The sequence below is a fragment of the Paenibacillus sp. OAS669 genome (genome assembly GCF_014873645.1).
Classification (GTDB): Bacteria; Bacillota; Bacilli; order Paenibacillales; family NBRC-103111; genus Paenibacillus_S; species Paenibacillus_S vulneris.
In genome coordinates, this window is sequence record NZ_JADBDR010000017.1 from 74,841 (window position 1) to 96,127 (window position 21,287).

The 21,287-nt window shown below is 47.7% G+C and carries 20 protein-coding genes; 19 read left to right on the forward strand and 1 reads right to left on the reverse strand.

What is annotated here, in order from left to right; all coding sequences use genetic code 11:
* Window positions 1-7: 7 nt before the first annotated feature.
* The 3 genes from GGC63_RS28495 to GGC63_RS28505 are packed head-to-tail and all read left to right on the forward strand — an operon-like array spanning window position 8 to window position 2,800.
* Window positions 8-2,107, forward strand: a complete 2,100-nt coding sequence (locus GGC63_RS28495) for a hypothetical protein (protein ID WP_192705183.1) — start codon at window positions 8-10, stop codon at window positions 2,105-2,107.
* On the forward strand, window positions 2,104-2,433 hold the full coding sequence (locus GGC63_RS28500; protein WP_079910285.1) for an EscU/YscU/HrcU family type III secretion system export apparatus switch protein: 330 nt from the start codon (window positions 2,104-2,106) through the stop codon (window positions 2,431-2,433). Before GGC63_RS28495 ends, GGC63_RS28500 begins: the two co-directional genes overlap by 4 nt.
* Window positions 2,426-2,800, forward strand: coding sequence for a YraN family protein (locus tag GGC63_RS28505; RefSeq protein ID WP_079910284.1), 375 nt, complete (start codon window positions 2,426-2,428; stop codon window positions 2,798-2,800). The genes GGC63_RS28500 and GGC63_RS28505 overlap by 8 nt, the downstream gene beginning before the upstream one ends.
* A 102-nt stretch (window positions 2,801-2,902) precedes the next feature.
* Here GGC63_RS28505 and GGC63_RS28510 read toward each other — a convergent pair whose 3' ends face one another.
* Window positions 2,903-4,453, reverse strand: coding sequence for a YifB family Mg chelatase-like AAA ATPase (locus GGC63_RS28510; protein ID WP_192705184.1), 1,551 nt, complete (start codon window positions 4,451-4,453; stop codon window positions 2,903-2,905).
* 166 nt (window positions 4,454-4,619) lie between these two features.
* On the opposite strand from GGC63_RS28510, the gene GGC63_RS28515 reads away from it, so the two are divergent.
* The 16 genes from GGC63_RS28515 to fliI all read left to right on the forward strand — a co-directional run bounded on the left by GGC63_RS28515 (window position 4,620) and on the right by fliI (window position 21,285).
* A complete protein-coding gene (locus GGC63_RS28515) occupies window positions 4,620-4,880 on the forward strand; it encodes a hypothetical protein (RefSeq protein WP_079910282.1) in 261 nt (86 codons plus the stop codon).
* Window positions 4,881-5,225: 345 nt separating this feature from the next.
* A complete protein-coding gene (sucC, locus tag GGC63_RS28520; protein ID WP_079910281.1) occupies window positions 5,226-6,386 on the forward strand; it encodes an ADP-forming succinate--CoA ligase subunit beta in 1,161 nt (386 codons plus the stop codon).
* Between the two features lie 63 nt (window positions 6,387-6,449).
* Window positions 6,450-7,382, forward strand: a complete 933-nt coding sequence (sucD, locus tag GGC63_RS28525) for a succinate--CoA ligase subunit alpha (RefSeq protein WP_192705185.1) — start codon at window positions 6,450-6,452, stop codon at window positions 7,380-7,382.
* Between the two features lie 114 nt (window positions 7,383-7,496).
* Window positions 7,497-8,600 carry a DNA-processing protein DprA gene (dprA, locus tag GGC63_RS28530; RefSeq protein ID WP_192705186.1) on the forward strand — a complete coding sequence of 368 codons (1,104 nt, stop codon included), beginning with the start codon at window positions 7,497-7,499 and terminating at the stop codon, window positions 8,598-8,600.
* 43 nt (window positions 8,601-8,643) lie between these two features.
* On the forward strand, window positions 8,644-10,728 hold the full coding sequence (gene topA, locus GGC63_RS28535) for a type I DNA topoisomerase (RefSeq protein WP_079910278.1): 2,085 nt from the start codon (window positions 8,644-8,646) through the stop codon (window positions 10,726-10,728).
* Between the two features lie 32 nt (window positions 10,729-10,760).
* Window positions 10,761-12,089, forward strand: a complete 1,329-nt coding sequence (trmFO, locus tag GGC63_RS28540) for an FADH(2)-oxidizing methylenetetrahydrofolate--tRNA-(uracil(54)-C(5))-methyltransferase TrmFO (RefSeq protein ID WP_192705187.1) — start codon at window positions 10,761-10,763, stop codon at window positions 12,087-12,089.
* A gap of 213 nt (window positions 12,090-12,302) precedes the next feature.
* A complete protein-coding gene (gene hslV, locus GGC63_RS28545) occupies window positions 12,303-12,845 on the forward strand; it encodes an ATP-dependent protease subunit HslV (RefSeq protein ID WP_192705188.1) in 543 nt (180 codons plus the stop codon).
* Window positions 12,846-12,869: 24 nt separating this feature from the next.
* Window positions 12,870-14,264 carry an ATP-dependent protease ATPase subunit HslU gene (gene hslU / locus GGC63_RS28550; protein ID WP_192705189.1) on the forward strand — a complete coding sequence of 465 codons (1,395 nt, stop codon included), beginning with the start codon at window positions 12,870-12,872 and terminating at the stop codon, window positions 14,262-14,264.
* Between the two features lie 52 nt (window positions 14,265-14,316).
* Window positions 14,317-15,090, forward strand: coding sequence for a GTP-sensing pleiotropic transcriptional regulator CodY (gene codY, locus GGC63_RS28555; protein WP_192705190.1), 774 nt, complete (start codon window positions 14,317-14,319; stop codon window positions 15,088-15,090).
* Between the two features lie 216 nt (window positions 15,091-15,306).
* Window positions 15,307-15,711 (forward strand): flagellar basal body rod protein FlgB, encoded by a 405-nt coding sequence (gene flgB / locus GGC63_RS28560; RefSeq protein ID WP_079910273.1) that lies wholly within the window; start codon window positions 15,307-15,309, stop codon window positions 15,709-15,711.
* 3 nt (window positions 15,712-15,714) lie between these two features.
* Complete coding sequence (gene flgC / locus GGC63_RS28565) at window positions 15,715-16,161, forward strand: flagellar basal body rod protein FlgC (RefSeq protein WP_079910272.1); 447 nt, start codon at window positions 15,715-15,717, stop codon at window positions 16,159-16,161.
* A 32-nt stretch (window positions 16,162-16,193) separates the two neighbouring features.
* Window positions 16,194-16,493 carry a flagellar hook-basal body complex protein FliE gene (gene fliE / locus GGC63_RS28570; RefSeq protein ID WP_079910271.1) on the forward strand — a complete coding sequence of 100 codons (300 nt, stop codon included), beginning with the start codon at window positions 16,194-16,196 and terminating at the stop codon, window positions 16,491-16,493.
* Between the two features lie 37 nt (window positions 16,494-16,530).
* Window positions 16,531-18,123: a flagellar basal-body MS-ring/collar protein FliF gene (gene fliF / locus GGC63_RS28575; RefSeq protein ID WP_192705191.1), complete on the forward strand. Its 1,593-nt coding sequence runs from the start codon at window positions 16,531-16,533 to the stop codon at window positions 18,121-18,123.
* Between the two features lie 11 nt (window positions 18,124-18,134).
* Window positions 18,135-19,151 (forward strand): flagellar motor switch protein FliG, encoded by a 1,017-nt coding sequence (gene fliG, locus GGC63_RS28580; protein WP_079910269.1) that lies wholly within the window; start codon window positions 18,135-18,137, stop codon window positions 19,149-19,151.
* On the forward strand, window positions 19,144-19,962 hold the full coding sequence (locus tag GGC63_RS28585) for a FliH/SctL family protein (protein ID WP_192705192.1): 819 nt from the start codon (window positions 19,144-19,146) through the stop codon (window positions 19,960-19,962). Before fliG ends, GGC63_RS28585 begins: the two co-directional genes overlap by 8 nt.
* Window positions 19,963-21,285, forward strand: coding sequence for a flagellar protein export ATPase FliI (gene fliI / locus GGC63_RS28590; RefSeq protein WP_192705193.1), 1,323 nt, complete (start codon window positions 19,963-19,965; stop codon window positions 21,283-21,285). It begins immediately after the preceding gene.
* Window positions 21,286-21,287 lie beyond the last annotated feature (2 nt).

The window sequence follows — 21,287 nt, forward strand, 5'->3', positions numbered from 1 at the left end:
GAGAGCTGTGAACATAAGCGGTCTCATCAAAAATTTTCTCGGAGATGCTCAGGCATCCGAACCTAAGACGCTCGAGCTGAAAACGGGAGAAGTCGTGAAAGGTATGGTCATGCAAAAGCTCTCCGACCAGGAGGCTATTCTGAATATTGGCGGGGTTCAGGTTAGAGCCAAGCTGGAAACGCCGTTAAAACAAGGCGAGGTAACCTTGCTTCAAGTCCAGCCGGAATCGGCATCAGGTCAAGTCGTGCTTAAGCCGCTAGATTCATCGGCTATTCAGATTACCGACGGATCCCTTGGCGAAATCCTGAAAAACGTCGGCCTGCCGGACACAGTCGGCAATCGGCAGCTGATTCAAGCTCTTCATCAGGCTGGTGTATCATTGAATAAAGAAACGGTACAAGCCTTCGCGCAACTGCAAGGACACATGCCTGCGGGCATGCCCCAGGAGGACTGGCTCCCTTCGGCAATCATCGCGCATCAAAAAGGTATTCCGTTGACTCCGGACACGGTCCAAGCTGTGAGACAAGCTGTAGCGGGACCAGCCTTTCATGAAACGCTTCAAAAGCTTGATACACAATTGACCCAATTGCTCGCCGATCGTCCGGACTTGTCTGCTGCAACGAAAGCGGCCATCGAAGGCTTCAAGCAAGTGATGAACTCGGTAAAAGAAATGTCCGCCCAGCTGTTGCCCTTGTCAATGGATTCGGAAGGGCAGCCTTCAGGCTCTGTAAAAAGGCAAGTCCTTGAAGGGAAAGAAGCAGCTGCTTCTACCTTGACTAATATCACTACTAATGGCAAGTCGGGTTTAGCATCGTCCGCACCTTCAGCTGCACCCGGCATTCAGCCTTCTGCAGAGTCTGCAAATGAGCTTGTGCAAGGCGCAAGACTGAACCATAGCGAGGAGCAGACAGGGCAGCAAGTAAACAGGCTTGGAAGCAATGCGGCACCGCCTGCACAGACCCAACCCGCTGCTTCTGCCCTGCAGCAGCCAATGCAGCCGCAGTCTCAGACAAGCGCGTCGGCGGTTCCGTCCAATGCACAAGAAGCTCCGGAAGCATTGCCAAAGACCGCAGGGAGCGGTCAACCCGTTCCTGCGAACGATATATCGACCGGGCCATCTATCAACAAGGAACAAATGTTCGCTTCTAATCGAAATGATTCAATGTCTGCCCTGCCCCATGAATCAGGAAGGACGGAAACAGCTGCTCCCCGGTTACAAGCAACGGAGACAGCGAACTCTGCCGGTAATCCCTCAGGCGCATCTCCACAGACTAAAGAGGCAGTAGAGAATGCTGCTATGAGGAGGTCGGCTGAAGGAGAAGGCATGACTCCCGACGCACCGAAAGGCAATCAGCCTGCCGAGCATTGGATTCCTAAACTGATCAAGGCTCTTGGTGTTGATCATGAGAATCAGCTCTTCAAGCTTCCCGATATGAAGGGCAACGAGGGGATGTTTCGTTTGGAAGGGAGCGCCGTATTACCGCAGCAGGGTACGGCGGCCGCAGGATTAAACCATGAACAGCAGAAAATGGCCGATTCATTAAAGAGCGTTTTGCTGCAGCTGAGCCAGTCCCAGGACATTCCACCTGCTATGAAAGAATCCGTGCAGCAGGCTGTACAGCAGATTACAGGGCAGCAGCTGATGTTAAACTCAGACCGCAGCTCCATGTTTACTCATGTTACCTTGTTTGTTCCTATATTGAACGCCAACGGAGAACAGACGGCAGCTGTTCATATTCAGTCACGCAAGGGAAAACGCGGAGAAATCGATGCGCAAAATTGCCGATTGCTCTTTGATCTGCGTATGAAAGCGCTGGGAGATACCTTAGTCGATGTGAAGGTAGTCGATAGAATTGTGAGTCTTCAGGTTATGAACGATCAACCGTTTGTGCAGGGATTGCTGGATTCATACAGGGAGGAAATTGCCTCGAGCCTTTCCGGCATCGGGTATCAGTTTATTTCATTAAAATGCAGCCCTTACCCGGCAAAAGGATCAAGTGAGGAACAAGCCTCCACTTCGGCCAAGGCTCAGGACGGGGCCTTGTCAGGCAGACTACTTGACCTCTATGGAAATAAACAATACAAGGGAATGGACGTAAAGGTATGAGTCGGGAAAGAGAGAATCCGTCGGAGCAAGCTTCCGTTCAGCCCACGATCAAAAAGGCGGTTGCCCTTAAATACGCCCCGGATCAGGGGAAGGCACCCGTTCTGATTGCTAAAGGGAAAGGACATATTGCGGAAGCCATACTGAAGAAGGCCATGGATAACGGAATCCCTGTTCAAGAGGATTCATCGCTGGTGGAGGTGCTGTCCAAGCTGGATTTGGATCAGGAGATACCTCCCGAGCTGTATAATTTAGTAGCAGAAATCCTGAGCTTTATTTATCGCTCGGATCAACGGGCCAAGCAAATCAAGGAGAATTCGTATGGATAAGCAGGGAATAAGCCGGAAGCAGCTTGGTGCAATGGGCGAGCAGTATGCTATGGAGCATTTGCAAGCCCAAGGCTACCGTATTGCCGGTCAAAACTGGCGCTGCCGAACCGGTGAGTTGGATGTCATAGCATGGGACGGAGCTATTTTAGTTTTCGTTGAGGTCCGTACACGGAGCAGCACACAGCGGTTCGGGACACCGTTGGAATCAGTTGATTATAAAAAATGTGCCCAGGTGATGGAAACTGCTCAAATCTATTTGCACACCCATCGTTATCAAGACCATCAGATTCGTTTTGATGTCGTGTCTGTTTTGACCGACAAAACAGGGAATTTGATTTCTTTGGATCATGTACCAAACGCATTTTGACGGGCTATCCCCCGCGGATGCGTTTTTTTTGCCCTGTATTCCTCCCTAAGCCCAACAAAGCCTCCTGAACCAGTAAGGTCAAGGAGGCTTGCTTCTCATGGCTTAACCAGACGCCAGCGTTTTTTTGTCCAAGCTCCGATACTGAAGTGCCTCAGCCAAGTGCGGTGCTTCGATTCGGGCATGGCCTTCCAAATCGGCGATTGTACGGGCAATCTTGAGGATCCGGTCATAGGCTCTGACGCTGAGTCCCAATACTTCGAATGACCTTCTAAGCATTGACTCTGCATCGGGCTGAAGCTTGCAGTGCTGGCGCAGTAGCTTGCCATGCAGCTCGCTGTTAAACATAATGCCGCTGTCGGCATAACGCTCCAATTGGATTTGTCTAGCTTGATCGACGCGTTCCTTCATTTCCTCCGAGGAAAGCTGGGGCATTGCATCCATGATCTGACTGTAATCGATTCGCGGTACCTCGACCTGCAGATCGATCCTGTCCAGAAGCGGTCCGGAGATCTTGGACCGGTAATGTTCGATTTTTAATGGGCTGCAGGTGCAAGGATGGGAGGATGACTCTGCACCGTAATATCCGCACGGGCAGGGGTTCATCGAAGCGGCAAGGATGAAATGGGAAGGGAAGCGGTAAACTGCTCTGGCCCTGCCTATGGTTACGAACCGGTCCTCCAATGGCTGACGAAGAACCTCCAGCACGGCTCGTGAAAACTCCGGAAGCTCGTCTAAAAACAAGACGCCGCGATGGGCAAGGCTGATTTCCCCGGGCTTAGGTATCGTGCCGCCGCCAACAAGCCCCGCAGCCGAGACAGAATGATGCGGCATCCGAAACGGCCTTTCGCTGATCAAGCTGCTGCGGTCCGCGAATTTTCCCGAGGCGCTGTAGATTTTTGTCACATCGAGCGCTTCTTTTTCCGACATATCCGGCAGAATCGTCGGCAGTCTTTTGACCAGCATCGTTTTGCCAGTTCCCGGCGGACCCAAGAGAAGGATGTTATGCATCCCGGCGGCACAGATCATGAGCGCTCGTTTGGCATGAAGCTGACCGTGAACATCGCTGAAATTGTCGGCCAGGCCGGATTTCAATGCCTGCGATGCATTAGCCTCATGAGAAGCCCGCTGCCCGACAGGTTGGAAAACCGATTCGGTATCGGCTTTCAGGTGGCTAAGATGAGCCAATGTACCGATAGTCATATCTCCGATCAAGATAGCTTCTCTTTCATTATGAATGGGTACGATGGCTCTGGAAATCCCATTGTCTTTGGCGGTAGCCAGCATGGACAGGACTCCGGGAACAGGACGGATCGATCCGTCCAGAGCTAATTCACCGAGGATCAATGTTGCCTCCTGCTGTTCCAGCTTCAGTTGGCCGCTTGTTGCCAATATGCCCACAGCAATAGCCAAATCGAAGGCGGAGCCTTCCTTGCGAATATCGGCGGGAGCCAGATTGACCGTAATCCGTTGAAGCGGGAACGTAAATCCGCAGTTTTTGATGGCGGCTCTAACCCGTTCCATGGACTCTTTGACGGCGCTATCCGGCAATCCGACGATATTCATTTGAGGCAGGCCGTTGCTTAAATCGACCTCCACCTCGACAAGCTTGCCTTCCACTCCGTGTAAACAAGCGCTTATAACTTTTCCATACATGACAAAAAACACCTTCCCCTTGGATTCTATCGATCGTTGGGTAAAAGGTGCTTCCTTATTGACCCTTTCCTTTTATTGTACAAGCAATAACACGTGTTGGCAATGTGCGACCAGGAATGGATAAACATAGCGGAAATTGGATATACAAGGTAAGGGGGTGAAAGCAATGCAGGAAAAACCTTACTTTTGTCCGAACTGCCGTTCCAACCGAATCAAATTCAGTGTGATTTCCAGCTACTCACAACGGTTTTTGAAGGATGCCATCTCCGGAACGGTTCAAGAAATGAATGATCCGCAGCAAATTCAGGATTCGGAACCTATGATTCAATGCCTTGTCTGCAACTTTACCGGAAATGAATTGCGATTCATCAAGCAGGCGGAGCGGGAACCTCGTGCAATGACGCCTACTAATCCAACCTATATGTAATCTAAGGTATGGAGTATATTCCAATGGGACGCACTTTTTCTTGAATAAAAAGGAAAAGATGCGTCTTTTTGTTTGCTTTCTAATCGCTTGGGAATGATATAATACGGGAAATTTTTCAGAGGCATAAAAAAGTTTGATTGAAAAAAGGAGGCATTAACCGAAAATATAAGGAAAGTGTCGAAAAAAAGTGGTACAATAGTGAATGTTTGTTGAGATAAGCGCAGCAAGCAGGAAATATCATGCATCATATCGAACTCTTTTTCGTTTGATGCGGGGCTGGGCGTGCCAAAAACGTCAGGCTCTGGCTCATATAGAAAGCTATCACTGATAGGAGGATTTTGCTAAATGAATATTCATGAGTACCAAGGCAAAGAAGTGCTGAAACAGTATGGTGTTGCCGTACCTGAAGGAAAAGTCGCTTTCACGGTTGATGAAGCAGTCGAAGCGGCAAAACAGCTCGGGACTTCCGTTGTTGTAGTTAAAGCGCAAATCCATGCTGGCGGTCGCGGTAAAGCAGGCGGCGTAAAAGTTGCTAAGAACTTGGATGAAGTTCGCACTTACGCTGAACAAATTTTGGGCAAGGTATTGGTTACTCACCAAACCGGTCCGGAAGGTAAAGAAGTGAAGCGCCTTCTGATCGAGCAAGGCTGCGATATTAAGAAAGAGTACTATGTTGGTGTAGTTGTTGACCGCGGAACGGGCCGTGTCGTTATGATGGCATCCGAAGAAGGCGGTACAGAAATCGAAGAAGTAGCGGCTCATACGCCTGAGAAAATTTTCAAAGAAGTTGTCGATCCAGCTGTTGGCTTGCAAGCGTTCCAAGCTCGTAAATTGGCTTATGCCATCAACATTCCTACCGAGCTTGTAAACAAAGCGGTTAAGTTCATGCTGGCTCTTTATGCTGCGTTCGTAGACAAAGATTGCTCCATCGCGGAAATCAATCCTTTGGTTGTTACTGGCAGCGGCGACGTTATGGCCTTGGATGCGAAATTGAATTTCGACTCCAACGCTTTGTACCGTCACAAAGACATTCAAGCTCTTCGCGACCTTGAAGAGGAAGATGAAAAAGAAATCCAAGCGTCCAAATTCGACTTGAGCTACATAGCACTTGATGGCAACATCGGCTGCATGGTTAACGGCGCAGGCCTTGCAATGGCGACCATGGATATCATCAAATACTACGGCGGAGACCCTGCAAACTTCCTTGATGTAGGGGGCGGTGCAACGAAAGAGAAAGTTACCGAAGCTTTCAAAATCATCCTTTCCGACGAAAAAGTAAAAGGTATCTTCGTCAATATTTTCGGCGGCATCATGAAATGTGACATTATTGCAGAGGGCGTTGTAGCTGCAGCTAAAGAGCTTGGCCTTACTCGTCCGCTTGTAGTTCGTCTGGAAGGTACGAACGTGGAGCTTGGTAAGAAAATTTTGAACGAATCCGGCTTGAACATCGTAGCAGCTGACTCGATGGCAGACGGCGCTCAAAAAATCGTTGCTCTTGTTAAGTAATTTCCGTTCGGAGCAGCCGTGCGAAATCCTCTTCAAATAATTCAAGGGATGTGAACTATACAAATGAGTATTTTAGTGAATAAAGATACAAAAGTTATCACACAAGGTATTACAGGTTCCGTAGGTATGTTCCACACAAAGGGCGGTCTTGACTACGGTACGCAAATGGTAGGCGGCGTAACTCCTGGTAAAGGCGGTACGAACATCGACATCACTTTGGAAGACGGTTCGGTTAAATCTCTTCCTGTATTTAACACAGTAGCAGAAGCTAAAGCTGCAACTGGCGCTACGGTTTCCGTTATCTATGTACCGCCTGCTTTCGCAGCGGATGCTATCATGGAAGCTGTTGACGCTGAATTGGATCTGACTATTTGTATCACGGAAGGTATCCCTGTACTGGACATGGTTAAAGTGGCCCGTTACATGGAAGGCAAGAAAACCCGCTTGATCGGACCAAACTGCCCAGGCGTTATTACACCTGGCGAATGCAAAATCGGTATCATGCCTGGTTACATCCATACTCCTGGTCATGTCGGCGTAGTTTCCCGAAGCGGAACCTTGACTTATGAAGCTGTTCATCAGCTGACTACTCGTAACATCGGACAATCCTCCGCAGTAGGTATCGGCGGGGACCCTGTTAAAGGCTCCGAGTTCATCGATATTTTGAAATTGTTCAACGAAGATCCTGACACTTACGCTGTTATCATGATCGGTGAAATCGGCGGTACGGCGGAAGAAGAAGCGGCTGAATGGATCGCAGCTAACATGACCAAACCGGTTGTAGGCTTCATCGGCGGTCAAACAGCGCCTCCAGGAAAACGTATGGGCCACGCAGGCGCCATCATTTCCGGCGGTAAAGGTACTGCAGCTGAGAAAGTTGCTACTATGGAACGCTGCGGTATTAAAGTAGCTCCTACACCTTCTGAAATGGGCTCCACTTTGGTTAGCGTTTTGGAAGAAAAAGGTTTGCTTGAAAAATGCATCACTAAAAAGTAAGAACCGGACAGGCAAGCAGCCTTCCATTCCCGTTGCGGGAGTGGAAGGCTTTTTTCATTTTCAAGGCCCCGATTTCACAAAAGTTGTTCTTGACGAAGGAGTGAGATATACTAGATGAACAATAGAACCATTTTAATTGCGCTTCACCAATTGGAAGGGATTGGCTGGAAAACCATTCAACGCATCACGAATTGCTTTCCCCGCTTATCCGATGCAGCTCAACTTGACGGGAATGATTGGCGGGAGCTTGGGATTACAGGATCTCGTGCATCTGTACTGGCAGACGCATTGAACAGGCTGGACCCCGGGAGGATAGCAGCGATACTGGACGAATACAGCTCCAAAGGTATCGGTATCATGACGATATATGATGAAGAGTATCCTTCCCTTTTAAAGCAAATTGCCCAGCCGCCTTGGGTAATATACTATAAGGGTTCTACTGCTATATTGAACCGTTTGTGCATAGGCATTGTGGGTACGAGAACTCCTACTGCGTATGGGCGAAGAGCGGCTGAGCAGTTATCCGAGTCACTCTCCGGAGCGCAAGTATGTATCGTGAGCGGACTGGCAAGAGGTATAGATAGTGCGGCTCATGAAGGGGCTTTGAAGGGAGCGGGAAGCACGGCGGCTGTTCTAGGCTGCAGTATTGATCAAGTATATCCTCCGGAGAATAAGCTGTTATATCAGCGAATTGCCGAGCAGGGCTTGATCTTAAGCGAATATCCTCTCCATACCAAGTCCCATCCCGGTTTATTTCCTCAGAGAAATCGGATTATAGCCGGATTGAGCTCAGGCATTCTTGTGGTAGAAGCCGCCTTGAAGAGCGGATCGCTTATTACGGCCGATCAGGCGCTGGAGGAGTCCAGGGATGTGTTTGCGCTTCCCGGACCGATCACCTCACCAAAAAGCCAAGGCGCACTCGCCTTAATCAAGCAGGGGGCCAAGCTGGTTACCTGTGCGGAAGATATATTGGAAGAATACCCTCATTGGATATCCTTGGACACATTGACACACATTAAATCTAACTCTCCATCTCAACCTGCGCTCTCCAAGGATGAACAAGCGATCGTCGATCTTTTGCACAAACAGCCGATGACCTTCGATGAGCTGTTCGCTCATAGTCAATTTACCTTTGGACATTTGCACTCAGTTCTGTTAAATTTACTAATGACTAAACGAGTGGAGCAATTACCAGGTTCTGTATACACAATCTGTTAACGATAATCGAGTCTATTTTATAAATGAAGGGGGAAGGACGCCTATGGCAGATTCCTTAGTCATTGTGGAGTCACCCGCAAAAGCAAAAACCATCGGTAAATATTTAGGCAGCAAGTTTATAGTCAAAGCATCCATGGGCCACATACGCGATCTTCCGAAAAGCCAGATGGGTGTTGAGATAAAGAAAAATTTTGAGCCCAAATACATTACGATCCGGGGAAAAGGTTCTGTATTGAAGGAACTGAAGGACGCCCGGAAAAAAGTAAAAAAAGTGTATCTGGCGGCTGACCCTGATCGCGAAGGGGAAGCTATTGCCTGGCATCTGGCTCATTATCTCGAGCTTGAAGAAACGGAAGCCTGCCGGGTTGTATTTAATGAGATAACGAAGCAAGCCGTTAAGGATGCGTTTAAAACGCCTCGGAAAATCAATCTGGACTTGGTCAATGCGCAGCAGGCGAGAAGAATTCTTGATCGGCTGGTTGGTTACAAGATCAGTCCGCTGCTTTGGAAAAAGGTAAAGAAAGGTTTATCGGCGGGCCGTGTACAATCGGTTGCCGTAAAGCTGATTTACGATCGGGAAAATGAAATCAAGTCCTTTGTTCCCGAGGAATATTGGTCCATCACCGCTAGACTTTTGTCCGGCACCTCTGAATTCGAAGCCAAGTTTCACAGTGTGAATGGGGAGAAGAAGGAGCTTAAGAACGAGCAGGAAGTTAATGAAGTTTTGGCGTCGCTGAATAAGGCTGATTTCATTATTCAAGAGATCAAAGAAAAGGAACGCCTGCGCAATCCTTCTCCGCCGTTTATAACGAGCTCCTTGCAGCAGGAAGCTGCACGAAAGCTGAACTTTCGGGCTTCCAAGACGATGTCCGTCGCACAGCAGCTCTATGAAGGTATCGATCTGGGAAGCGAGGGAACCGTCGGTCTGATTACTTACATGCGTACCGATTCCACTCGGATTTCTCCGGTCGCTCAGGAAGAAGCCAAGGAGTTCATTCTTACAAAGTTCGGAGACGCCTACTATCCGGAAACTCCGCGAGTCTATGTGAAAAAAGCGGCTAACGCGCAAGATGCGCACGAAGCGATACGTCCGAGCTCCGTGCTGCGTGAGCCGGATCAGATAAAGGAATATTTGAGCCGGGATCAGTTCCGTCTATATAAGCTTGTCTGGGAAAGGTTTGTCGCAAGCCAAATGGCGTCGGCAATTCTGGACACGATGACCGTCGATATCGCTGCAGGTGATAACATCTTTAGAGCCGTGGGCTCCAAAATGAAATTCCCTGGCTTTATGAAGGTCTATGTAGAAGGCAACGATGACGGAACGACCGAAGAAGATAAGCTGCTGCCTCCGTTAAAGCAGGGGGAAAAAGTAAAGAAAAAGCAGATCGATCCAAAGCAGCATTTTACGCAACCGCCTCCACGCTATACCGAAGCCCGGCTGGTTAGAGCATTGGAAGAAATGGGAATCGGCCGCCCGAGTACGTATGCACCTACGCTGGAAACGATTCAAAGACGCGGCTACGTGGCGATTGAAGAGAAAAAGTTTGTCCCGACCGAGCTTGGTGAGCTGGTTATTCAACAAATGATCGAGTTTTTCCCGGAAATATTGGACGTAGAATTTACGGCTCATATGGAAGAGGAATTGGACCAAGTTGAAGAGGGCAAAGAGGATTGGGTCAAAGTATTGAGCTCCTTTTATCAATCGTTGGAGAAGCGCCTGGAAGTTGCCGAAGAAGAGATGGAAAAGATTGAAATTCAGGACGAGGTATCGGATGAGATTTGTGAGAAATGCGGCAAACATCTGGTTTACAAGATGGGGCGGTTCGGAAAATTCCTTGCTTGTTCCGGATTTCCGGAATGCCGCAACACCAAGCCGATTATTAAGGATATCGGTGTAACCTGTCCGAGCTGTAAGGAAGGCCACATTATCGAACGGCGTAGCAAGAAAGGGCGCGTATTTTATGGCTGCGACCGCTATCCGGAATGCGAATTCGTTTCGTGGGATAAGCCGGTGGAAAAGCCTTGCCCTAAGTGCGGATCGTTAGTGGTGGAGAAACGCAACAAGAACGGTGTGTTTCACCAATGCATTCAATGCGATTTCAAAGAAGAAGTACAGGAAAAAGAATGATTCTAGCTTGAGATTTTCAGGAGGGTAACATCTTGTCAGAGACACCGAAAGTAACCGTCATCGGAGCCGGACTGGCTGGCAGCGAAGCCGCTTGGCAAATTGCCAGTCAGGGCGTGCCCGTTATCTTATATGAAATGCGTCCGGTTAGGAAAACACCGGCACATATATCAGATCAATTCGCCGAGCTGGTATGCAGTAACTCCCTTCGCGCTAACGGCCTAACCAATGCGGTAGGCGTGCTCAAGGAAGAAATGCGAATTTTGAACTCCCTCATTTTGCGCTGTGCGGACAAGCACGCTGTACCTGCAGGCGGTGCTTTAGCGGTGGACAGGGAAGGGTTCTCCGCCGAGGTTACATCCATCCTGCGCAGCCATCCGCTTATTGAAGTGCGCAATGAGGAGCTTCAAGAGCTGCCAGATGGCATCACTGTTGTGGCTACTGGCCCGCTGACATCTCCGTCACTGTCCGCTCATCTCCAAGCCTTGATGGGCGAGGAGTATCTGTATTTTTATGATGCGGCTGCACCGATCGTCGAGAAGGATTCCATCGATATGAGCAAGGTGTATCTCGCTTCCCGTTATGACAAAGGGGAGGCAGCTTATCTAAACTGCCCGATGACGGAGGAAGAGTTTAATACGTTCTACGATGCTCTTATTTCCGCCGAGGTTGCCCCTATCAAAGAATTCGAGAAGGAGATTTATTTCGAGGGCTGCATGCCGATCGAAGTCATGGCCAAGAGAGGTAAACAAACTGCGCTATACGGTCCAATGAAGCCTGTCGGCCTTGTGAATCCACATACCAATGAGCTTCCTTATGCAGTAGTTCAGCTCCGCCAGGATAACGCGGCAGGAACGTTATATAATCTCGTAGGCTTCCAGACTCATTTGAAGTGGGGAGAACAAAAAAGAGTATTTTCGCTGATTCCCGGGCTTGAAAATGCCGAGTTCGTCCGCTACGGCGTGATGCATAGAAATACATTTATCAACTCACCCAAGCTTTTGAAGCCGACCTATCAGTTCAAGAAGCGGGACAACCTGTTTTTTGCCGGACAAATGACCGGTGTGGAAGGCTACGTCGAATCGGCCGCATCCGGATTGATTGCTGGAATGAACGCCGCTCGTTTTGCGTTAGGTCTGGATTGCCTCGTTCTGCCTGCCGATACGACGCTGGGAAGTATGGCTCATTATATTACAACGGCCGATTTCAAGCATTTCCAGCCGATGAATGCGAACTTCGGGCTGCTTCCGCCACTGGATGTAAAGATCAAAGTGAAGAAAGAACGTTATGAGAAAATAGCTTTACGTGCAATTGAGAAAATTCAGAATTTTTCCCAAAACGAATACAATTCCACTTGTAAGTAAAAGCTTTACTATGATACTATAAAGTTGTTTTTGAAATTCATTTCCAATAAGTATTGAATAAGATACTTTATTTTTACGAACCTCTGCATCGCGGCTGCTCACTTTGTGCGTCCTCGAACGAGGTTTTTCTATTGAATACCTGAATATAGGACTAATTGGGGACTCATCAATGAAAACACGTTGTAGAACGGTTTTCTTACGGAGGTATTTATTATGGAACAATTTCATGCGACCACGATATTCGCTATCCGTCATAACGGAAAAAGCGCTATTGCCGGAGACGGTCAAGTAACATTCGGTAACAGCATGATCATGAAGGGTTCGGCCAAAAAGGTTCGCAGGCTTTATCGCGGCAAGGTGATTGCCGGCTTTGCAGGCTCGGTTGCCGACGCTATTACTTTGTTTGAAAAGTTTGAGGCGAAGCTTGAAGAGCATCACGGAAATTTGCAGCGCTCTGCTGTAGAGCTCGCCAAAGAATGGCGCTCTGACCGTGTATTGAGACGTCTGGAAGCGATGATGATCGTTATGGATGCCAGCGGTGTCCTTCTCATATCGGGGAACGGAGAAATTATCGAACCGGATGACGGTATTTTGGCCATTGGGTCAGGGGGGAGCTTCGCATTGGCGGCGGGAAGAGCGCTACATCGCCATGCGCCGCATATGAGTGCCAAGGAAATCGCCCATGCCGCGTTAACGATGGCTGCTGAAATCTGTGTGTTTACGAACCATAATATCATCGTGGAAGAAATCGAGTAGACGACCATATAAGGAGGGACTCCATTGAAACATACTGCATTGACGCCAAGAGAGATTGTCGCTCAGCTGGACAAATATATCGTAGGGCAGAAAAAAGCGAAGAAATCGGTGGCAGTAGCTCTGCGTAACCGGTACCGCCGAAGTCTGCTGGATGAAACGCTTCGCAACGAAATTGTGCCTAAAAACATTTTGATGATCGGACCAACTGGTGTGGGAAAAACGGAAATTGCACGCAGACTCGCCAAGCTGGTGAACGCTCCCTTCATTAAAGTAGAAGCGACCAAATTTACGGAAGTCGGTTACGTTGGCCGCGATGTGGAAGCCATGGTCAGAGATTTGGTGGAAACGTCCATTCGTATGGTGAAGCTGGAGCGGACCGAGAAGCTGAAAGACAAGGCGGAGCAAATGGCAAACGATAGAATCGTAACCATCCTCGTTCCCGGCTCCTCCAAATCCAAGACGCAGCGTAACCCGCTTGAAATGCTGTTTGGCAACCAAAACCAGACAGAAACTCATGAGCCTGAAGCAGATCAGCATGTACAGTCCCGCAGGCAGGAAGTGAGAGAGAAGCTGAACAAGGGAGAGCTGGAGCAGCAAATCATCGAGATTGAAATCGAGGATAACTCGCCATCCATGCTGGATATGCTATCAGGCCAAGGCAATGAACAGGCCGGAATGAATATGCAGGAGCTTTTTGGCAGTTTTATGCCGAAAAAAACGAAGAAGCGTAAGCTCCCCATCAAGGAGGCGCGCAAGCTGCTGATCCAGGAGGAAGCGCAAAAGCTTTTAGATATGGATGAAGTGATTCAGGATGCAGTGACTCGCGCTGAACAGCACGGAATCATTTTTATTGATGAGATTGATAAAATATGCAGCAGCGGACGCAGCGGAGGACCTGACGTATCGAGAGAAGGCGTTCAGCGCGACATTCTGCCTATTGTGGAAGGCTCGACTATTATGACCAAATACGGTCCGATTCAGACCGATTACATTCTGTTCATTGCTGCGGGGGCGTTCCATGTATCTAAGCCTTCAGACCTAATTCCTGAGCTTCAAGGACGTTTTCCTATCCGTGTAGAACTAAGCAGCTTGACGCAACAGGACTTTGTGCTTATTCTGAAGGAGCCAAAGCATGCACTGACCAAGCAATATACGGCATTGTTGGAAACGGAAGGGATCCAGGTCCAATTTTCCGACGAGGCTATTGAGGAAATTGCTAAAATTGCTGCGGAAGTCAATCAAAATACGGATAATATCGGTGCAAGAAGACTTCATACGATACTAGAAAAGCTGCTGGAGGACTTATCGTACGAGGCTCCGGAAATAACATTAGAACAGATCGTTATTACACCGGAATACGTTCGTGAGAAGCTGACGGACATCGTACAGAACCGCGACTTGAGCCAGTATATTTTGTAAATGAATAAGGCGTGCGCGGCACTTAAATGCTAGTCGCCTGGGAGGCAGTACAATGACATTGTTGACGAAGACGAGAAGATTAAATAAATTGCTTCAGAAGGAAGCGGGGAACCCGGTCAGCTTTATGAACATGGCCGAGGTGCTCGGTGATATCCTGCAGGCGGATATATTCGTGGTGAGCCGTAAAGGGAAGGTGTTAGGCAAGGCTCTGACGGATCCGGAATCGGGAGAAAACGTGAATGAAACACTGCTTTATGAAAACCGTTTTCCTCAGGAGTATAACCAATTGCTGCTGAGGATTGAGGAGACCTCTTCCAATTTGACCGCGCTTAGCGATTATAATGTGTTCGGGGAAAGAGTGCCGGAGGACGGCATCTACATAACTATAGTGCCGGTAATAGGCGGCGGCGACCGGTTAGGAACCCTGATTCTGACCAGGAGATCCGGAGGCTTTATTGACGACGATCTGATCGTGGCGGAATATGGTTCGACGGTGGTTGCTATGGAGATCCTTCGGGAGAAAGCCGAGCAGGCGGAGGTAGAAGCGAGAAGCAAAGCGGTGGTTCAGGTAGCCGTAGGCTCCTTATCGTTCAGCGAGCTGGAAGCCGTTGAGCATATTTTCGAGCAATTGGAAGGCTCGGAAGGATTGCTTGTTGCAAGTAAAATAGCGGATCGTGTCGGAATTACAAGGTCGGTTATTGTCAATGCTTTAAGAAAATTGGAAAGCGCCGGCGTGATCGAAACCCGCTCATTAGGCATGAAAGGGACCTATATTCGAGTCCTGAACGATCAATTAATCCAGGGAATTCACAGTTTAAAAATATAGTAAATATGCAGGTTCTAAGCCCTATAGCTCAAATATAGGGCTTTTTTCATATTGTAATAAAATGCTAATATCTTCATTATAGATATAGTTCTGGGCGACTACATTTCCTTCCATTTATACATATTATTTTTTGAAGAATATGTCGAAGGAAGGAGGAAAATGATGTCGACCTGTTGAATACTACAAACTAACATCACCGTGAAGGTAGGAACGTGTATGAATATTTTGAACAAGCCGTCATTTAATCAGCTGGAACGTACTCTTGATGCCGCTTCAATGCGTCAACGTGTCATTGCGGACAATGTCGCCAATGTGGATACACCACTCTTCAAAAGGTCCGATGTGCGGTTTGAGGAACTACTGCAAAATGAACTGAACGGCACCTCCCCGCTTCAGGGTTACAGAACAGATCCGCGCCACTTCTATATTGGACGTGCTGCGGTACCTGAGCCGCAGATTGTTAGAGACAACTCATCGGCCATTAACAATAACCTTAACAATGTCGATGTGGATTACGAAATGTCTCTCTTGGCAAAAAATCAGCTCAGATATAACGTCATGATTCAAGAAGTCAGCAGTGAAATCAAAAAAGCAAGAACGGCTATCGGGGGGCGGGTTTAATAGATGAAGCTGACAAACGGTTTTGACATTAGTTCTTCGGCATTAACGGCACAGCGCTTCCGAATGGATGTGATCTCATCCAATATAGCCAATGCCGACTCCACTAGAGCGAGAATGGTTAACGGGAAATGGGTTCCTTATCAAAGAAAGCTAGTGACTATCGAGCCTAAACAGCCTTCCTTCGAACAAGCGCTGCAAAACGCGCAATCGGGTTCGGTTGGTGAAGGAGTTAAAGTAACCAGAATCATTGAAGATACTTCTCCCTTTAAGCAGGTTTACAATCCGACTCATCCGGATGCAGACGAGAATGGATATGTCATGATGCCGAATGTTGACGTGCTTAAAGAAATGGTGGATATGATATCTGCAACACGGTCTTATGAAGCGAACGTAACGGCTTTGAACGCATCCAAATCATTCATCACCAAAGCTTTGGAAATTGGTAAATAAGAAACCATTAATTAAATGAAGGAGATACTGACATGATTGAAAAATTGGGTATGCAACCGCTGCAAGCGGCCTCTCAATCTATTCCCAAAAGTACTAGCGCAGCTGAAGTTTCGGAGCAGTTCAGTCAATTCCTCGGGGATGCGATGAACAAGTTAAAGGAACAGCAGGCGGAAGTCGATAAGCTGAATGATCAGTTTGCCAAAGGTCAAACTTCAGATGTACATCAAATTATGATCGCTTCGGAGAAGGCTGCTTTAGGTTTGGAGCTAACGGTTCAGGTGCGAAATAAAGTCATTGAAGCGTATCAAGAGATCATGAGAACGCAAGTATAAGGTGTACACCTAGCAGTCATTCAGATGGGGTGAAATAGTGAACGAGAATATTACCCAGTATTGGAATCGTGTCACGCAATACTGGAACCAATTCAGTAAAGCTCAGAAAATAACGTTTTCAGCGACAGTGATCCTGGTCATATTAACACTTGGAATTATCAGCTATAATTTTTCGAAGACTGAATACGCGCTTGCTTATACCAATCTCCAACCAAGCGATGCGGCTGCTATTAAAGGGTATCTCGATAGTGCCAAAATTCCTTACCAGTTAAGCGAGGACGGCAAAAACATCGGGGTTCCCCGCAGCGAAGTTGCTAATGTAAAGCTTGCCGTTGAATCTCAAGGACTTAATAAAAACGGGAACATCGGTTACGGAGAATTCGGGAAAAGCAGTACTTTTGGTACGACAGACAAGGAATTCAATGTGAAGTACATCAATGCGGTTCAAGGCGAGCTGCAGCAGCTGATTAACTCCAACACCGCAGTCAGTAGTTCCAAAGTATTAATCAATATTCCTGAGGAGAGTGTCTTTCTTCCTAAAGGTGCTGATAAAGAGAAGGCATCCGCATCCGTCGTCGTAAATGTGAAGCCAGGCTATCAGCTGGATCAAGCAAAGATCGATACGATGTATAACCTGGTATCCCACAGTGTTAAGGGATTGCCGATAGAGAATATCACCATCTCCGATCAGAACGGCGAGCCTCTGGAATATTCTAAAGGCAACAATAAATTAAACAGCGCGAACGCTGCACTTCAAAATTTTGAAATTAACAATCAATTTAAAAACGATATTCAGAAAAACGTTCAGCAAATGCTGGCAGCCATTCTTGGTAAGGATAAGGTCATCGTACAAGTGTTCTCAACTATGAACTTTGACCAAATGAACAGCCATCAGCAATTGGTTACGGCTCCTAACACAGTCGATCAAAAAGGCTTGGAAATATCGGTTCAGGAAATCCAGAAAAACTATACGAGCGACGGAACGGCTGCTAATGGCGGGGTACCGGGTACGGGACAAACCGATGTTCCGGGATATCCGGGCAGCAACAGTAACGGCAAGGCTCAGTCCGAAGAATTACAACGAACCGTCAACTCTGAGGTCAATCGGATTACGAACGATATTATCTCTACACCCTATGTTGTTAAAGATTTAACCATTAATGTAGGAATCGAACCACCTAATCCGAATGATCCGAATTCATTGACGCCGGAAACGCGCAATGCGGTTCAGCGTATTCTGGTCAACGTGGTAAGAGCGGCGTTAGCCGATAATAAGCAAACATTGACTGAGGCGGATTTATTACAAAAAGTATCGGTCTTCCCTCATTCGTTTGCACGTACTTCACAAAATCAATTGAGCAGCAATAATTCATTGCTTCTATACGGCGGCTTGGGCGGACTCGCATTAGCGCTTCTGGCAGCAGGGGCATTCATTTGGATGAAACGCCGCAAAGCGAAGGAAGAAGCTCTGGATGAGCTTGAAGCAGAACCGGCTAAGCTGGAATTCCCTACAATTGATATTGACAATGTGACTAATGAAAATCAGGTTCGCAAGCAGTTGGAAACCTTGGCAAAACGAAAACCGGAGGAATTCGTCAATCTGCTTCGTACCTGGTTAGTAGATGAATAGAGGTGTGATGGTTGGCTAAAGTGCAGCAGCAAGTTTTAACGGGGCGTCAAAAAGCTGCCATTCTGTTGATCAGCCTTGGTCCGGAAGTGTCGGCTCAGATCTTTAAGCATCTGCGGGATGAAGAGATTGAGCAGTTAACTTTAGAGATCGCGAACGTCCGAAAGGTCGACAGTATTGAGAAAGAATCGATTTTAGCCGAGTTTCACCAAATATGCTTGGCACAGGAATTCATCTCTCAGGGCGGTATTGCATATGCAAAAGACATTTTGGAGAAGGCGCTCGGATCTCAAAAAGCGCTCGATATCATTAACCGGTTAACTGCAACCTTGCAGGTTCGGCCGTTTGATTTCGCAAGAAAAGCGGATCCTGCCCAAATATTAAATTTTATCCAAAATGAAAATTCTCAAACCATTGCTTTAGTTCTTGCTTACTTACAGCCCGAGCAATCATCGATCATTTTGTCTTCTTTGCCGCAGGACAAGCAAGCTGATGTTGCTAAACGCATTGCTTTGATGGACAGTACCTCTCCTGAAGTTATCAGCCAGGTTGAACGTGTACTGGAGCAGAAGCTTTCCGCGACCGTTACTCAGGATTACACCAATGCGGGCGGTATTGCAGCCATCGTACAAATATTGAACGGGGTAGACCGCGGTACCGAAAGAACTATACTCGATTCCTTGGAGATTCAAGATCCGGAGCTGGCCGAAGAGATCAAGAAAAGAATGTTCGTCTTCGAAGATATCGTCAATATCGACAACCGCTCTATTCAAAGAATTATCCGGGATATCGAAAATGCCGATCTGCAGCTTGCGCTTAAAGTGGCCAGCGAGGAAGTACGAGATGCCATCTTCAAAAACATGTCAAAACGAATGGCCGAAACCTTCAAGGAAGAAATGGAATTTATGGGACCTGTTCGTTTGCGTGATGTCGAAGAAGCCCAAACACGTATCGTTGCAACCATACGCCGCCTAGAAGAAGCTGGTGAAATCATCATAGCCCGCGGTGGAGGAGATGATATTATTGTCTAATGTCATCAAGTATACCCAGTACATATCGTTAGACGATAAAAAGGTCGTTGAAGTTGCGCAAAAATATAAAATGTCTGAAGATTCCAGTACAGCCGATGGACTGACGGAAGAACAGCAGCAAGAACTGAACGAGCTTCATGAAATGAAAGATCAAATCCTGCAGGATGCCCAAATGTTCGCCGAAGAGCAAGTTCGGTTGGCCATGGAAGAAGCGGCGGCTGCACGAGAACATGCTATAACGGAAATTGAACAATGGTGGAATGAGAAGCGCGAGAGCGATGAGCAGCTTCGTAACGAATTAAAGGAAGAAGGCTTCCGTCAAGGCTATGAAAATGGCTTGAAAGAGTCGGAAGAGCATCTCCGTGAGCAGTATAACGATATGCTGCAGGAAGCATCCCAAATATTGGAGCAAGCTTATCACCTGAAGCAGCAGATTATTCAAGAGGCAGAGCCTTTTTTGATCCAGCTCAGCTGCGCTATTGCAGAAAAAATCATTGACAGGCAGCTGACTTTAGAACCGCAATGGATCATAGAGCTGATTCAATCGATTCTATCCCGCAGGAGAGAAAAAGGAATTATTACGCTCTGCGTAGCTCCGGCACATTTCGCCTATATTCAGGATGCGCGTGAGGAGCTGCTGCTTCATATTGATTCTCAAGCGGAGCTTCAAATCATACCGGATCCGTCGGTTCATGATCATGGATGTGTGGTACGTTCCAACTTTGGCAGCATCGATGCCAAGATAGATACACAGCTAAAGGAAATCAAAAACGCGCTTCAGCATCTTGCCGTCAGAAATGAGGGAGTGTAGATGAATCAGGTGCCGGACGTATTTAAGTATATCGAACATCTGAGACAAATTGATCCCGTCAGAGTGAACGGTAAGGTCACGCAAGTCATCGGATTGACTGTAGAGTCGGAAGGACCCGACGCCAGCATCGGCGATGTCTGCTACATTTATCCGTTAAAATCGGATGTGCCCTTGAAGGCTGAAGTCGTAGGCTTTAAGAATAATAAAGTTCTGCTCATGCCTCTCGGAGAGCTTCATTCGATCGGACCCGGCTGCGATGTAGTAGGGACCGGGAAGCCGCTCACCGTACAGGTTGGACATGAGTTGCTCGGCAAGGTGCTAGATGGCCTGGGCCAGCCCTTGGACGGTACCTTCTTGTCATCGCGGATGGCACAATACTCAACGCACAATGCTCCGAGCAATCCCTTGAAGCGACCGCGCGTGCTGGAACCGATCAGCGTCGGTGTTCGCTGTATCGATGGATTGCTAACGATCGGAAAAGGTCAGCGTGTAGGTATATTCGCAGGTTCTGGTGTTGGTAAGAGTACGCTGATGGGAATGATTGCAAGGAATACTTCCGCTGATGTCAACGTCATTGCACTCATAGGTGAACGGGGCAGGGAAGTACTGGATTTCATCGAACGCGATCTTGGTCCTGAAGGACTTGCCCGATCGGTTGTCATTGTAGCTACATCTGATCAACCGGCGTTAATCCGGATTAAAGGCGCCTTAATTGCAACCAGCATTGCTGAATATTTCAGAGACCGCGGATTGAATGTCATGCTGATGATGGATTCTGTCACCCGCTATGCCATGGCGCAGCGCGAAGTTGGTCTGGCAGTAGGAGAACCGCCAGCAACGCGCGGATATACTCCATCCGTATTTGCTACATTGCCCAAGCTTCTCGAACGCTCCGGTACCGGCCCTAGAGGCTCCATTACCGCATTTTATACGGTTCTGGTCGATGGTGACGATATGAATGAGCCGATTGCCGATGCGGTTCGCGGGATATTGGACGGGCACATTGTGCTTGACCGGAACATTGCGAACCGTGGGCATTATCCAGCGATTGATGTTCTTTCCAGCGTCAGCCGTGTCATGAAGGAAATTGTTCCCAAAGAGCATCAGCTGGCAGCGGAAAATTTGAAGCGTCTCTTATCTATTTATAAAGATTCGGAAGATTTGATAAATATAGGGGCGTACCAAAAAGGATCCAATCCGGAAATTGATACATCCTTGGAGTATATTCACTCTATATGGGACTACACAAAACAAAGAGTCGATGAGAAGCTGACATTTAGCGAGGCTCAGGAAAGATTGATTTTAGAATTTAACAAAGGGTGAAC

Coding starts and splice junctions, on each gene's coding strand:
- GGC63_RS28500 (WP_079910285.1), top strand. CDS start 2,104: ATGAGTCGGGAAAGAGAGAATCCGTCGGAGCAAGCTTCCGTTCAGCCC.
- GGC63_RS28505 (WP_079910284.1), top strand. CDS start 2,426: ATGGATAAGCAGGGAATAAGCCGGAAGCAGCTTGGTGCAATGGGCGAG.
- GGC63_RS28510 (WP_192705184.1), bottom strand. CDS start 4,453: ATGTATGGAAAAGTTATAAGCGCTTGTTTACACGGAGTGGAAGGCAAG.
- GGC63_RS28515 (WP_079910282.1), top strand. CDS start 4,620: ATGCAGGAAAAACCTTACTTTTGTCCGAACTGCCGTTCCAACCGAATC.
- sucC (WP_079910281.1), top strand. CDS start 5,226: ATGAATATTCATGAGTACCAAGGCAAAGAAGTGCTGAAACAGTATGGT.
- sucD (WP_192705185.1), top strand. CDS start 6,450: ATGAGTATTTTAGTGAATAAAGATACAAAAGTTATCACACAAGGTATT.
- dprA (WP_192705186.1), top strand. CDS start 7,497: ATGAACAATAGAACCATTTTAATTGCGCTTCACCAATTGGAAGGGATT.
- topA (WP_079910278.1), top strand. CDS start 8,644: ATGGCAGATTCCTTAGTCATTGTGGAGTCACCCGCAAAAGCAAAAACC.
- hslV (WP_192705188.1), top strand. CDS start 12,303: ATGGAACAATTTCATGCGACCACGATATTCGCTATCCGTCATAACGGA.
- codY (WP_192705190.1), top strand. CDS start 14,317: ATGACATTGTTGACGAAGACGAGAAGATTAAATAAATTGCTTCAGAAG.
- flgB (WP_079910273.1), top strand. CDS start 15,307: ATGAATATTTTGAACAAGCCGTCATTTAATCAGCTGGAACGTACTCTT.
- flgC (WP_079910272.1), top strand. CDS start 15,715: ATGAAGCTGACAAACGGTTTTGACATTAGTTCTTCGGCATTAACGGCA.
- fliE (WP_079910271.1), top strand. CDS start 16,194: ATGATTGAAAAATTGGGTATGCAACCGCTGCAAGCGGCCTCTCAATCT.
- fliI (WP_192705193.1), top strand. CDS start 19,963: ATGAATCAGGTGCCGGACGTATTTAAGTATATCGAACATCTGAGACAA.